The organism is Duganella sp. S19_KUP01_CR8, assembly GCF_036688705.1.
Classification (GTDB): Bacteria; Pseudomonadota; Gammaproteobacteria; order Burkholderiales; family Burkholderiaceae_D; genus Rugamonas.
Genome location: NZ_JAQQPR010000029.1, coordinates 1 through 12,485, shown reverse-complemented (window position 1 = coordinate 12,485; position 12,485 = coordinate 1). Strand labels below are relative to the sequence as shown.

The window sequence follows — 12,485 nt, the reverse complement described above, 5'->3', positions numbered from 1 at the left end:
AAGTGATAGAGAGGCTTCAGCATAGGGATGAGGCGGGTGGCCGGCTACCCGTTTCTTGCTAGAGAATTGAAGCGCGCCGGCATTGAAGTGGTGTGACAATCCGCGCACCTTCTGACGACGCGAAATGCTATCCTCCTGCATCCTGCCGCACTGGGTGGCAGTTAAACAGGAGGCCGTTGATGCGTCGTATTTTAATAGCTGCTCTTGGCGCTTTGCTCCCTGCCTGCGCGTTTGCCCAAGGCCACGATCCATGTGACACCCCGCGCGGCACGCCCGAGGTGAATCTGTGCGCCTTGCAGAAATTTGAAAAGAAGGATCTGCAACTGAATGCGGCGTATCAAACCGTACTCAAACAGCTGGCGTCCTACGACAACGGCGCGGCCATGAAGAAGCTGCTCGTTGTGTCGCAACGAAAATGGGTGGAGTTTCGCGACGCCGACTGCGCGGCCAGGCAGAGCCTTTATCAGGGGGCACTGGCGGCGCTGAAAGCTATCACGATTGCATGACGAAACACACCGAGCAACGAATCAAGGAGCTGCAACCGGATTCCTGGCAAGCAGGTTGACCCGCACCACTTGCGCAGCACCGGGCAAGCAGACTAAGCTTAGGCTTGTTTGATATTTTAGAATGTAGCCATCATGATTTTCCGCCAGCTTTTCGATCCGACTTCTTCCACTTACACCTATCTGCTGGGCGACGGCGGCGAGGCGTTGCTGATCGATCCGGTCTACGAGCAGGCGCCGCGCGACCTGGCGTTGTTGAAGGAGCTGGGTCTGCGCCTGCTGGCGACGCTGGATACGCACGTCCATGCGGACCACGTGACGGCCGCCTGGCGCCTGCATCAAAGCTGCGGCAGCCGCATCGCGCTGGCGGAAGCGGCGGGCGCCGAGCTGGCCGACCGTCCGCTGCGGCATGGCGACCGTATCGATTTCGGTAGCCGCCATCTGACGGTGCGGGCCACGCCCGGCCACACCAACGGCTGCCTGACCTTTGTGCTGGACGACGAGAGCATGGCCTTCACCGGCGACAGCTTGCTGATACGCGGCTGCGGCCGCACCGATTTCCAGCAGGGCAGTCCGCAGCAGTTGTTTGCCTCGGTGCGCGAGCAGATCCTGTCGCTGCCCGAGACCTGCTTGCTGTATCCCGCCCACGACTATCGCGGCATTACCGTGACCAGCGTGGCCGAGGAGCGCCGCTTCAATCCGCGCCTGGGCGGCGACGTGGACGAGGGCGACTTCGCCGGGCATATGAACAACCTGCACCTGCCGCATCCCAAGCTGATTGCGATCGCGGTGCCGGCCAATATGCGCTGCGGCCAGCCTGAGGGGAACCTGCCCGCGCCCGATGCGCCGACCTGGGCGCCGCTGACCTTGCGCTTCAGCGGCGTGTGGGAGATCGAACCGATGGTGCTGCTGGAACATCTGGCCGAGGCGCAGATCGTCGATGTGCGCGAGGCGCCGGAATTCATCGACGAGTTGGGGCATCTGCAAGGCGCGCGGCTGGTGCCGTTGTCGCAGCTGATGGACCGCGTGGACGAATTTGATCGTGCGCGGCCAGTGGTGGCGGTATGCCGCTCAGGCGTGCGTTCGGCCCAGGCCAGCGTGCTGCTGACCAAGGCCGGATTCACGCAGGTCGCCAATCTGGCCGGTGGCATGCTGCGCTGGAAGTCCGAGGCGCTGCCAGTGGCTTCCGACAGCGTTTGACGGCGCCGGCGCTCAGGCCTGCGCGTTGCGCATCAGCGTGCGCAGGTTGCAGTCGGCTTGCCAGCGGCGGCGCTCTTCGCTGCTGACGGCCAGTTCGGCCAGCTCGGCGTCGCTGAGCGCTGACTTGGCCAGCACCAGGCGGTGCGCCAGCGCGGCGTCCGGCAGCATGGTGCCGAAGAAGGCCACCAGTTCGTGATGCTGGATCAGCAGGGTGGGGAAGTTCTCCACGTCGAGGTCACCCACCACGTCGGCGTGGTCTTCGATGTCGATCCAGACGAAAAACTTGTCCGGATGGCGTCCGGCCAGCTCCTCGAACGTGGCGCGGTAGGACTCGCAAGTGCCGCACCAGGCCGCGCACAGGCAGGCCACGATCCAGCGGTCGCCGGCCAGGGCGGCGGCGATCTCTGCGCGATTCTCGGAATTCAGGGTCAGACTGTGCATGGTATTCGTCGGCTAACGGCGGCCTCTGCGCCTAAGGGGCGTATTCTACATCCCCTCGCGGGGTCGCGCCTGCCAGCGCGGCAGGTTAAAATACGGCATGCCTATTATTCTTGCCATTGAAACCTCTTCCGAACTGGCCTCGGTCGCGCTGCTGCGCGGCGAGACCGTCATCAGCCGCGTGTCCTCGGGCGTGCGCACCCATTCGCAATCGGTGCTGCCGATGATACAGGAGCTGCTGGCCGAAGCCGCTATCGCCTTGAAAGACTGCGACGCCATCGCCTTCGGCTCCGGCCCCGGTTCGTTCACCGGCGTGCGCACCGCTTGCGGCATCGCCCAGGGCCTGGCTTTCGGCGGCAACCTGCCGGTGGTGCCGGTGGTGACGCTGGACGCGATGGCGCTGGCCTGTCATCAGCAGCATGGCGCCGGCGACGTGCTGGCGGTGCTGGATGCGCGCATGGGCGAGGTGTACTGGGCGCAGTACCGCTTTGCGGACGGCGCGGCGCCCGAGGCGGTGCTGCCGCCCGCGCTGTCGGCACCCGAGGGCGTGCAGCCGCAGGGCGCGCCTGTCGCCTGCGGCAACGGCTTGTCGGCCTATGCCGAGGCGTTTGCCGGCGGCGGCTTTGCCGAGGTGATGCCGCATGCGGAGCAGGTCGCGCAACTGGCGGCGATCGCTTTTGCCGCCGGCGCGACCGTGACGGCGGCCGAGGCGCAGCCGCTGTATTTGCGTAACAAGATCGCCTACACCCAGGCCGAACGGCGCGACATGGCGGCCGCCAAAGCCGCTGAAGGTGGCGCATGAAGCAGATGTGGGACCTGGCGCGGCTGAACTATGAGCCGATGCAGCAAGCCGATTTGCTCGATGTGGTGGCGCTGGAGGAGAGCGTTTATCCGCATCCCTGGAGCATGGCCAATTTCGTCGATTCCCTCAACAGCAACTATGAGGCGTGGGTGTTGCGCGACCAGCATGGAGATTTGCTGGGCTATTTCCTGCTGATGAATATCGTCGACGAAGCGCATTTGCTGAACGTGGCGGTGTCGGCGGAGCGGCAGGGGCAGGGCCTTGGACGGTTCCTACTGAACCAGGCCGTGGCGTGCGCGCGCGGGCTGGGCATGGAGTCGGTGCTGCTGGAGGTACGGCCATCGAACACGCGGGCGCTGGAGATTTATGAGCGCTACGGATTTCAACATATCGGTCGGCGCAAGGGCTATTACCCGGCCGCCAATCGGCAACGCGAGGACGCAATCGTTATGCGGTTCAGTGTATGAGTCAGACGATAGCCCGGAGTACCGTGTTCCTCGATGAAATGGGCGTGGGCGTGCAATGGAAGTTGCGCAATCCCCCAGCCGGCCAGGAGGCGGCCGTTGAGGATGAGCTGGCCCTGGAGCCGGTAGCGGTGGCGGCTGAAATGCCGCCAGCGCAGCCGCCGTCGCCAGAGCCCGTCGTCATGCCGACGCCTGCGCCGATGCCTATCCCGGTGCCAATGCCCGTGGTTGCGGCTGCGCCGACGCCCGCGCCATCGTTCGCGCCCGAGCCGCCGACCGCAGAAGAACCGCTTGCCATGGCCGACGAAGACTCAAACGCCTGGTTCGACGAGGCGCCGGTACCGGCCCGCGCCGAGCCGGTCAGCGATGCCGCCATCGCCGCGATGGACTGGGCCGCGTTGAAGACCGCCGTTTCCACCTGCACCCGCTGCACGTTGTGCGATACGCGCCGCAACGCCGTCAACGGCCGTGGCGCCGCCGACGCCAGCTGGATCGCCATCGCAGCCGCGCCGTCGCGCCTGGACGAGAAGGAAAACCAGGCGATCGCCGGCGAGGCCGGGCAGTTGCTGGACAATATGCTGAAAGCCATCTCCCTGAAACCTGAGGCGGATGTCTACGTGACCAACCTGGTCAAATGCCGCCCATCCGGCCCCGATGGCGCGGACCGTGCGCCAAGTGGTGAGGAACTACTGGCCTGCCGTCCATTCCTGGAGCGCGAGCTGGCGCTGACCGGCGCGACCATGGCCATGACCTTCGGCCAGTACGCCGCCAAGGGCCTGATGATGGGCCCGGCCGCGCGCGGCCAGGTGATGCGCTACGGCGCCGCCCAGCTGCCGGTGGTGGCCACCTATCACCCGGACGACCTGCTGCGCAAGCCGGAAGACAAGGCCAAGGCCTGGGGCGACCTGTGTCTCGCCAAGGCCGCCCGTGACTAGCCTGCCAGCCGCCGCCCCGGCGAGCCCGCCCCCTGCGATTGCCAGCGGGACGCTCGCCGGAACCACGCCGGCGGACAGTTATCAAGCCCGCTTCGAGCAGCGCTGGGGGCACCTGACCCGGCCGCACGTGCGCGCGCTGGCCTGGCTGCTCGACGCCCCCGATCTGCTGGACCCGGCCTCGCCGCACTGGCACGGCCGCATCGCCACGCTGGGCGCAATGTCGCCGGAAACGGCCGACTGGCTGGCCGCGCTGGAGCAGGATCCGATACCGCTGGAAGCCGCGCTGGGCAGCCGTCACTACTCACGCCTCGGCCTGTACGCGGAAAAGCTGATGGCCTTCTATTTCGCCGAACACGGCAAACTGGTCGCGCACGGCCTGCAGGTGCGCGCCAGCCGCAACGACACCGTCGGCGAATTCGACTTTTTGCTGCGCGACGGAGACGATCTGGTCCACCTGGAATTCGCCACCAAGTTCTACCTGCTCGATGCGAGCGAGGCCGGCGCCGATTTCAACGGCCTGATCGGCCCCAACCTGGCCGACACGTTGGGCGCCAAGATGCGCAAGATCTTCGACAAGCAACTATCGCTGGCCAGCCATCCGGCGGCCCAGCCCTTGCTGCCGCAACCGGTGGCGCGGGCGCAGGCGCTGGTCAAGGGTTGGCTGTTCTATCCGGGCGGTGAGGGCGCGGAGCCGATGGCGGGCATCTCCCAGCCGCATTGCAACGGCTTCTGGATCACGCTGCAACAGGCCGCCGCATTGCAAGGGGAGCGCTACGCCATCATGCCGCGCCTGCACTGGCTGGCGCCGTTGAAGATGCCGCTGGAGTCGACCGCGATGAGCAAGGATGAACTGCTGGCCGCGCTGCACGAGCACATGGCGCAGGTGGCCGCGCCGGTGATGGTGGCGGTGCTGGAGCAGCAGGGGGAATGGCTGGTGGAGCGGCGCCGGGGCTTCGTGGTGCCCGACGATTGGCGCGCGCAAGCCGCGCAGCTCCGCCAAGCCGGGGCGCTGCCGGCTTAGAAGGCGTTTCAAAATGACCGTGGCGTCGTTGCAGCTCCTTGCCGTGCAGGCGCACTGTCTTCGTCGCCGCGCCTAGCCACGCTCATTTTGAAACGCCTTCTTAAGCGGAGGTCAGTGTTTCAGCTCGCCGATCAGCGCGACCGAATCGAACTCGCGCTGGTTGGCCGCATGCTTGCGCATGATGAAGTACATGGTGCCAGCCAGGAACAGGCCGAACAGCACGATGATGACGTCCAGGTTCAGGTGGCCGCGCAGCATCAGCGAGTACACCGCCAGCATGGTCAGGATGGACAGGTTTTCGTTGAAGTTCTGCACCGCGATCGAGTGGCCCGCGCTCATCAGCACGTGGCCGCGGTGTTGCAGCAGCGCGTTCATCGGCACCAGGAAGAAACCGCCCAGCAGGCCGACCAGGATCAGCAGCGGATAGGCCAGCGCCACCGATTTCACCATCACCATGCTGATGACGATGACGCCCATGGCGATGCCCATCGGGATCACGTTCAGCGATTTGCGCAGCGAGATGAAGCGCGCCGACAGCACCGCGCCCAGCGCGACGCCGATGGCGACCACGCCGACCAGGCTGGTCGATTGTTCGTAGGTCAGCTTGAGGGTGCGGTTGGCCCACTCCAGCACGATGAATTGCAAGGTCTGCGCGGCGCCCCAGAACAGCGTGGTGACGGCCAGCGAGATCTGCCCCAGCTTGTCTTTCCACAGCAGGCCGTAGCAGTTGGCGAAGTCGGTGATCAGCTTGATCGGATTGCGTTCCTGGTGGCCGTAGACGCAGCCGGTGTCCGGGATGCGGGTGTTGAACAGCGCCGCCAGCATATAGATGAACACCACCACGCACAGCGCCGCCTCGGGCGGGGTGTCGATGCCGGTGTCGACCATCGGGAAGTCAAAGCCCAGCAGGAAGGACGACACCTGGCCGCCGACCAGCTTGCCGCCCATGACGGTGCCGAAAATAATCGACATCACGGTCAGGCCTTCGACCCAGCCATTTGCTGCCACGAGTTTCTCTGCGGGAAGTAATTCGGTGAGGATGCCGTATTTGGCCGGCGAATACACGGCGGCGCCAAAACCGACCAGCGCATAGGCTAATAAAGGATGGACGTGGGCGAATATCAGCAGGCATCCGCCAACCTTGATCAGGTTGGAGATGAACATGACCTTGCCCTTGGGCATCGAATCGGCGAAGGCGCCGACAAACGCCGCCAACAGCACGTAAAAGAGCGTAAATGAGAGCTTCAGCAATGGTGTGATCCACGCTGGGGACTTCATTGTTACCAGCAGGTCGATCGCAACAAAGAGCAGCGCATTATCCGCCAGTGACGAAAAAAATTGCGCTGCCATAATGGTATAGAAACCACGATTCATTCTGGGGTGCCTGAAAACTTATCTGGCTTGCTTTATACCATGCTTTGATCGTATCCCCAAGAATTGAGCCGTGCAGTTATCTGGCTACACGGTAAAATACGGCCTTCCCATATTCCGCTCAAATTGCATATGCCTAGGCCGATCCTCGCAACCATCCACGTTGAATCCATGAAGCACAACCTGGCCCGCGCCAAGGCGAATGCTCCCGGCGCCAAGGCCTGGGGGGTGCTCAAGGCGAACGGCTACGGCCACGGCCTGGAGCGGGCGATGCGCGGCTTCGCCGAGGCCGACGGCCTGGCGCTGGTGGAGGTCGACTACGCCGTGCGCCTGCGCGAGCTGGGCTGGAAAAAGCCCATCCTCTTGTTGGAGGGTTTCTTCGATCCGGCCGATCTGCACACCATGGCCGGCTACAACCTGCAGGCCGCCGTGCATTGTGTCGAGCAACTGGCGTGGCTGGAGGCGGCGCAAGCGGAGTTGACGGCGCGCGGCATCAAATTTGATCTGCATCTGAAAATGAACAGCGGAATGAACCGGCTCGGCTTCATGCCGGACGCCTACGCCGCCGCGCATGCGCGCCTGAGCGCGATTTCCTGCGTCGGCAGCATCACCATGATCACCCACTTCGCCAACGCCGACGACGCCGAGCATCCGCTGCTGCCGATCGCCGAGCAGGTGCGCCGCTTCGAGCAGGGCACGGCCGGGCTGGCGGGGGCGCGCAGCCTGTCGAATTCGGCGGGGGTGCTGATGCACCAGCAAACCCTGCGCAACGACTGGATACGTCCGGGCATCATGCTGTACGGCGGCTCGCCGGGCGGCGCCACGGCGGAATCGTTCGGCCTGGAGCCGACGATGACGCTGAGTAGCGAGATCATCGGCGTGCAGCACATCGTGGCCGGCGACGTGGTCGGCTACGGCAGCCGCTACCAGGCCGAGGGCCCGATGCGCATCGGCGTGGTGGCCTGCGGCTATGCGGACGGCTATCCGCGCAGCGCGCCGATGGGTACGCCGGTGCTGGTCGATGGCGTGCCGACCACGCTGGTGGGCCGGGTGTCGATGGACATGCTGACCGTCGACCTGACGGGCCTGCCGTCGGCGGGCGTCGGCAGCAAGGTCACGCTGTGGGGACGCGGCATGCCGATCGACGACGTGGCGACGGCGGCCGGCACCATCGGCTATGAGCTGATGTGCGCACTGGCGCAGCGCGTGCCGGTTGTGGAAGGCTGAACGGATGGCCAAGGCGAAAACCAACTACACCTGTAGCGATTGCGGTGGCACGGCCACCAAGTGGACCGGCCAGTGCCCGTCCTGCCAGCAGTGGAACACGATGGTGGAGACCGTCGTCGAGGCGGGCGGCAACAACCGTTACTCGCAGCCGCAGCACATGTCGCTGGCGCAGACCGCGCCGGTGCTGTCGCTGGCCGATATCGACGCCATCGATGTGCCGCGCTTCGGCACCGGCATCGAGGAGTTCGACCGCGTGCTGGGCGGCGGCCTGGTGGCGGGCGGCGTGGTGCTGATCGGCGGCGATCCCGGTATCGGCAAGTCGACCTTGCTGTTGCAGGCGCTGGCCAATGTGTCGCATCTGAAAAAAGTCCTGTATGTCAGCGGCGAGGAGTCCGGCGCGCAGATCGCGCTGCGCGCCAAGCGCCTGAACATCGACGCCCGCGATCTGAAACTGCAGGCGGAGATCCAGCTGGAGAAAATCCTCGGCACCTTGGCCGACCTGAAGCCGGAAGTGGCGGTGATCGATTCGATCCAGACCGTGTATTCGGACGCACTTAGTTCGGCGCCGGGTTCGGTGGCGCAGGTGCGCGAATGCGCGGCCCAGCTGACCCGCGTGGCCAAGCAGACCGGCATCACCATCATCCTGGTCGGCCACGTGACCAAGGAAGGCGCGCTGGCCGGGCCGCGCGTGCTGGAGCACATCGTCGATACGGTGCTGTATTTCGAGGGCGACAACCATTCCAGCTTCCGCCTGGTGCGGGCCATCAAGAATCGTTTCGGCGCGGTCAACGAACTGGGCGTGTTCGCGATGACGGAGAAGGGCTTGAAGGGCGTGTCGAATCCGTCGGCGCTGTTCCTGTCCCAGCACGACAACCAGGTGCCGGGTTCCTGCGTGATGGTGACGCAGGAGGGCACGCGTCCCTTGCTGGTGGAAATCCAGGCGCTGGTGGACGCCAGCCACCTGCCTAACGCGCGCCGCCTGTCGGTCGGGTTGGAGCAGAATAGGCTGGCGATGCTGCTGGCTGTGCTGCACCGCCACGCGGGCATCGCCGCCTTCGACCAGGACGTGTTCATCAACGCGGTGGGTGGCGTCAAGATCACCGAGCCGGCGGCCGATTTGGCGGTGCTGTTGGCGATTAATTCTTCGATGCGCAGCAAACCGTTGCCGCGTGGCTTCGTGGTGTTCGGCGAGGTCGGCCTGGCGGGCGAGATCCGGCCGGCGCCGCGCGGGCAGGAGCGTCTGCGTGAGGCGGCCAAGCTGGGCTTTTCGATGGCGATGATACCGACCGCCAATGCACCCAAGCAGCCGATCGAGGGCATGACCATCATCGCGGTCGATCGCATCGACGATGCCTTCAATAAGCTGCGCGAAATCCAATAACGTTGTATTGTTACGTGTTGTAATCGTTAATACTGAATAATTGGTAACCGTACAAAGGATAGATAGTGTTAGTTGATCAAAGGTCAGTCGCGCGCAAGATTCTGCGCTCCAAGGTAGTGGCGGTGATGGACGGCATGCCGCCGCAGCCGGGACGCACGATCGATATCAGCGCCAATGGTTTGTCGATAACCTTCGAGCACAAATTGGCCGTGGGGCATATGGGGCAGGTGACGTTCGAGCTGTTCCTCGATGGTAAGCCGCAGATCCTGACCTGCCGTTCCAAGGTGAGTTATTGCATTTTCAGCGGCGATCATTTCAAGATCGGCTACCAGTTCCTCAACCTGGATGCGGCCAACGCCAGCGCCATCAACAAGTTCCTGCGCTAGGCCCGACGTAGCGGGCCCTGGGGCGTATCGGGCGTCTGGCCTGCACTTGTTCGAGTGCATGCGCCAGCCAGCCGACGCAGCGGCCCAGCGCAAACAGGATGAACGGCGCGTCATCCGGCAGCCCGTGGGCGGCGGCCAGCAAGGTCAGCGCAAAATCAATGTTCGGCAATTCCCCCGCCTGTGCTTCGGCCGCGGCGGCGAGGTCTGTGTGCGGCTGCAATTCCGGTAATAATTTCATCAGGGCGCGGGCGCGCGGGTCGCCTTGTGCGTAGAGCATGTGGCCGAAGCCGGGTAGCGCGCGGCCGCTGGCGCGCCAGGTGGCGACGGCTGCCTCGGCGCCGTGTTCGCGGGCGGCGGCGGCCAGTAGCGCGAATTCGGCCGAGGCGCCGCCGTGCAGCGGGCCGGTCAACGTGGTGAAGCCGGCCAGCACGCCTGCCGCCAGCGAGGCGCCGGTCGAGATGGCGACGCGGGTGGCGAAGGTGGAGGCGTTCAGTTCGTGGTCGGCCATCAGCACCAGCGCGCGGCGCAGCAGATCTTCGGATGCCGGGCGTTGCCAGGCGAGGGAGAGGCGGCGACTGATGGTGGCGGGCGTGGCGGGCGGTGCGCTGGCGGCGGCGGCAGTGGCGCAGGTGTCGGTGTCGGCGGTGTCATCGGCATCGGTGCGGGCGGTGGCGCGGCCGGCGGGTGCGGGACCGATCATCGCTTCAGTGAGCGTGGCCAGGATGCTGGCGGCTTCGGCGCGCAGGTCGGCGGCGGAGCGGTCCATCGAAGGCGCGTCGCTGGCGCTGCGCAGCGCCAGGGCCAGCAGGCCTGCACCCAGTGCGCCGGCCGGCGGCGCGATCGCTGGCTGCGTGCATGCGGGCGACGTGCTGGCCGCCAGCACCTGGCCGGGTTCGGCCTCCCATAGCAAGTCGGCGATCTCTTCCAGCGTGGCGGTTTCGGACAGCGTGACGGCGTCGTGGCCGCGGTAGAGCAGGTGGCCGCCGGCGGCGGTGGAAATGGCGGACGGCAGCACCGGGTCGCCCCACTGCATCGCCTGCGCGGAGACCGCTTCGATCTTGCGGCGGCCATTGCTGCGCCTGGCCATGCGCAGGATGTCGTCGCGGTGGTAGAGGCTGCGGCGCGGATCGGCCTCGTCAGACTTGGCGCGTATCTTGCCCCTGCTGACGTTGGCGTACAGCGTTTGCGGGCGGACCTGCAGTACGTTCAGCGCTTCTGCCGCTGTCATCCAAACCATCTCGGTTTCCTATGTTGACACTTCAAGTCAAGATTGACGCCCTCCGTGGGCGGTCCTAAGCTGGGACAGCATATCAATTCCTGGAGCGCTCATGTCTAAAATGTTGGAAGCTATTTCGTCCGTGCTGTCGTTGTCGGCGCGGGAGTGCGTGACGTTCACCGGTGAGGGCGAGCTGCCATCGTGCTATGCGGTGACGGAGCTGGCGGCGGCGTCGGTGGGCGCGGCCGCGCTGGCGGTGCGGCAACTGATCGCGGCGCAGGGCGGGCGGCCGGCCGAGGTGGTGGTCGATCGGCGGTTGGCGTCGCTGTGGTTCAGCTGGTCCTTGCATCCGGTGGGCTGGAAGTTGCCGCCGCTTTGGGATCCGGTGGCCGGCGATTATCCGACCGCCGACGGCTGGATACGCCTGCACACCAACGCGCCGCACCACCGCGCCGCGGCGCTGGCGGTGCTGAAGACGCCGGTCGAGCGCGATGCCGTGGCGCGGGCGGTGGCCGGCTGGCGCGGCGCCGAGCTCGAAGCGGCAGTGGTGGCGCAGGGCGGTTGTGCAGCCATGATGCGCTCCAGTGCGGAATGGGCGGAGCACGAGCAGGGGCGGGCGGTGGCTGCCGAGCCCTTGATCGCGTTGGCGACGCGGGCAGGCAGCTTCAACGCGGGCTGGGCGCCGACGCCGTCGCGGCCTTTGGCGGGACTGAAGGTGCTGGATTTGACGCGGGTGCTGGCCGGGCCGGTGGCGACACGCTTCCTGGCCGGCTACGGCGCGGACGTGCTACGCATCGACCCGCCAGGCTGGAACGAGCCGGGCGTGATACCTGAAGTGACCCTGGGCAAGCGCTGCGCGCGGCTGGACCTGCGGCTGGCGCCGGACCGGGCGGTGTTCGAGCAGTTGCTTGCGGAGGCGGACGTGCTGGTGCACGGCTATCGTTCCGATGCGCTGGAGGGGCTGGGATACGGCGAGCAGGTGCGCCGGCAGCTGAATCCTGGACTGGTCGATGTGGCGTTGGATGCGTACGGCTGGTCCGGGCCGTTGAGCGGGCGGCGCGGCTTCGACAGCCTGGTGCAGATGAGCACGGGCATCGCCCAGCGCGGCATGCACTGGCGGGATGCTGGCAAGCCGGTGCCCTTGCCGGTGCAGGCGCTGGATCATGCGACCGGCTATCTGGCGGCGGCTGCGGTGGTGCGAGGCTTGCTGAATCGTCTGGCAGAAGGGAGTGCGACGCAGGCGCGCCTGTCGCTGGCGCGCACCGCCTTGCTGCTGACGGATCTGTCGCCGCTGGAGGCGTCTGACGCACAGCCGCCGGCGGCTGCAAGCGACGCGGACCTGGCGCCGGCGCTGGAGCAGACCGCGTGGGGCGCAGCGCAGCGCTACCAGCCGCCGGTAGCGATCGACGGCGCACCGATGGCATGGACCCGGCCCGCCAGCGAACTGGGCTTCTCCCCGCCAAGCTGGTAGCCGCCAACCCGGGGTCAGGTCCCCCATTTGAGCATGAGCTCGGCTCCCTCAGCCGAGCTCATGCTCAAAT

13 protein-coding genes are annotated in these 12,485 nt (G+C 66.0%); 10 read left to right on the top strand and 3 right to left on the bottom strand.

Annotated features, from left to right (window positions below):
• Nucleotides 1–179 precede the first annotated feature (179 nt).
• A complete protein-coding gene (locus V6M89_RS24335) occupies nucleotides 180–506 on the top strand; it encodes a lysozyme inhibitor LprI family protein (protein ID WP_332855618.1) in 327 nt (108 codons plus the stop codon).
• A gap of 132 nt (nucleotides 507–638) precedes the next feature.
• Nucleotides 639–1,703 carry an MBL fold metallo-hydrolase gene (locus V6M89_RS24330; RefSeq protein WP_332855617.1) on the top strand — a complete coding sequence of 355 codons (1,065 nt, stop codon included), beginning with the start codon at nucleotides 639–641 and terminating at the stop codon, nucleotides 1,701–1,703.
• Between the two features lie 12 nt (nucleotides 1,704–1,715).
• On the opposite strand, the gene V6M89_RS24325 is transcribed toward V6M89_RS24330, so the two are convergent.
• Nucleotides 1,716–2,144 (bottom strand): thioredoxin family protein, encoded by a 429-nt coding sequence (locus V6M89_RS24325; RefSeq protein WP_332855616.1) that lies wholly within the window; start codon nucleotides 2,142–2,144, stop codon nucleotides 1,716–1,718.
• 97 nt (nucleotides 2,145–2,241) lie between these two features.
• Here V6M89_RS24325 and tsaB point away from each other — a divergent pair, with 97 nt between their 5' ends.
• From tsaB to V6M89_RS24305, 4 genes are read left to right on the top strand one after another with little or no spacing between them, the layout of a single operon-like run.
• On the top strand, nucleotides 2,242–2,943 hold the full coding sequence (gene tsaB / locus V6M89_RS24320) for a tRNA (adenosine(37)-N6)-threonylcarbamoyltransferase complex dimerization subunit type 1 TsaB (RefSeq protein ID WP_332855615.1): 702 nt from the start codon (nucleotides 2,242–2,244) through the stop codon (nucleotides 2,941–2,943).
• Nucleotides 2,940–3,410 carry a ribosomal protein S18-alanine N-acetyltransferase gene (rimI, locus tag V6M89_RS24315; protein ID WP_332855614.1) on the top strand — a complete coding sequence of 157 codons (471 nt, stop codon included), beginning with the start codon at nucleotides 2,940–2,942 and terminating at the stop codon, nucleotides 3,408–3,410. Before tsaB ends, rimI begins: the two co-directional genes overlap by 4 nt.
• Nucleotides 3,407–4,342: a uracil-DNA glycosylase gene (locus V6M89_RS24310; protein ID WP_332855613.1), complete on the top strand. Its 936-nt coding sequence runs from the start codon at nucleotides 3,407–3,409 to the stop codon at nucleotides 4,340–4,342. Before rimI ends, V6M89_RS24310 begins: the two co-directional genes overlap by 4 nt.
• Nucleotides 4,335–5,363 carry a DUF1853 family protein gene (locus V6M89_RS24305; protein ID WP_442881996.1) on the top strand — a complete coding sequence of 343 codons (1,029 nt, stop codon included), beginning with the start codon at nucleotides 4,335–4,337 and terminating at the stop codon, nucleotides 5,361–5,363. The genes V6M89_RS24310 and V6M89_RS24305 overlap by 8 nt, the downstream gene beginning before the upstream one ends.
• 111 nt (nucleotides 5,364–5,474) lie before the next feature.
• On the opposite strand, the gene lplT is transcribed toward V6M89_RS24305, so the two are convergent.
• Entirely contained in the window at nucleotides 5,475–6,737 is a 1,263-nt protein-coding gene (gene lplT / locus V6M89_RS24300; RefSeq protein ID WP_332855612.1) for a lysophospholipid transporter LplT, read from the bottom strand.
• 129 nt (nucleotides 6,738–6,866) lie between these two features.
• Between lplT and alr the strand changes: the two genes are divergently transcribed.
• The 3 genes from alr (at nucleotide 6,867) to V6M89_RS24285 (ending at nucleotide 9,728) form a co-directional block, all read left to right on the top strand.
• The gene (alr, locus tag V6M89_RS24295; RefSeq protein WP_332855611.1) at nucleotides 6,867–7,961 is read left to right on the top strand and encodes an alanine racemase; all 1,095 of its coding nucleotides are present in this window, start codon (nucleotides 6,867–6,869) and stop codon (nucleotides 7,959–7,961) included.
• Nucleotides 7,962–7,965: 4 nt separating this feature from the next.
• Complete coding sequence (gene radA / locus V6M89_RS24290) at nucleotides 7,966–9,342, top strand: DNA repair protein RadA (RefSeq protein WP_332855610.1); 1,377 nt, start codon at nucleotides 7,966–7,968, stop codon at nucleotides 9,340–9,342.
• A 65-nt stretch (nucleotides 9,343–9,407) separates the two neighbouring features.
• Nucleotides 9,408–9,728 (top strand): PilZ domain-containing protein, encoded by a 321-nt coding sequence (locus V6M89_RS24285; RefSeq protein ID WP_332855609.1) that lies wholly within the window; start codon nucleotides 9,408–9,410, stop codon nucleotides 9,726–9,728.
• Here the strand turns inward: V6M89_RS24285 and V6M89_RS24280 are convergent.
• Nucleotides 9,709–10,965, bottom strand: coding sequence for a citrate synthase (locus V6M89_RS24280; protein WP_332855608.1), 1,257 nt, complete (start codon nucleotides 10,963–10,965; stop codon nucleotides 9,709–9,711). The two genes, V6M89_RS24285 and V6M89_RS24280, sit on opposite strands and share 20 nt — an antisense overlap.
• A gap of 100 nt (nucleotides 10,966–11,065) precedes the next feature.
• On the opposite strand from V6M89_RS24280, the gene V6M89_RS24275 reads away from it, so the two are divergent.
• A complete protein-coding gene (locus V6M89_RS24275; RefSeq protein WP_332855686.1) occupies nucleotides 11,066–12,415 on the top strand; it encodes a CoA transferase in 1,350 nt (449 codons plus the stop codon).
• The last annotated feature ends 70 nt before the right edge of the window (nucleotides 12,416–12,485 follow it).

Excerpts from the sequence above, each read along its gene's own strand:
- rimI (WP_332855614.1), top strand. The coding sequence starts at position 2,940 with ATGAAGCAGATGTGGGACCTGGCGCGGCTGAACTATGAGCCGATGCAG.
- V6M89_RS24325 (WP_332855616.1), bottom strand. The coding sequence starts at position 2,144 with ATGCACAGTCTGACCCTGAATTCCGAGAATCGCGCAGAGATCGCCGCC.
- radA (WP_332855610.1), top strand. The coding sequence starts at position 7,966 with ATGGCCAAGGCGAAAACCAACTACACCTGTAGCGATTGCGGTGGCACG.
- V6M89_RS24275 (WP_332855686.1), top strand. The coding sequence starts at position 11,066 with ATGTTGGAAGCTATTTCGTCCGTGCTGTCGTTGTCGGCGCGGGAGTGC.
- V6M89_RS24310 (WP_332855613.1), top strand. The coding sequence starts at position 3,407 with ATGAGTCAGACGATAGCCCGGAGTACCGTGTTCCTCGATGAAATGGGC.
- tsaB (WP_332855615.1), top strand. The coding sequence starts at position 2,242 with ATGCCTATTATTCTTGCCATTGAAACCTCTTCCGAACTGGCCTCGGTC.
- alr (WP_332855611.1), top strand. The coding sequence starts at position 6,867 with ATGCCTAGGCCGATCCTCGCAACCATCCACGTTGAATCCATGAAGCAC.
- lplT (WP_332855612.1), bottom strand. The coding sequence starts at position 6,737 with ATGAATCGTGGTTTCTATACCATTATGGCAGCGCAATTTTTTTCGTCA.
- V6M89_RS24280 (WP_332855608.1), bottom strand. The coding sequence starts at position 10,965 with ATGGTTTGGATGACAGCGGCAGAAGCGCTGAACGTACTGCAGGTCCGC.
- V6M89_RS24335 (WP_332855618.1), top strand. The coding sequence starts at position 180 with ATGCGTCGTATTTTAATAGCTGCTCTTGGCGCTTTGCTCCCTGCCTGC.
- V6M89_RS24330 (WP_332855617.1), top strand. The coding sequence starts at position 639 with ATGATTTTCCGCCAGCTTTTCGATCCGACTTCTTCCACTTACACCTAT.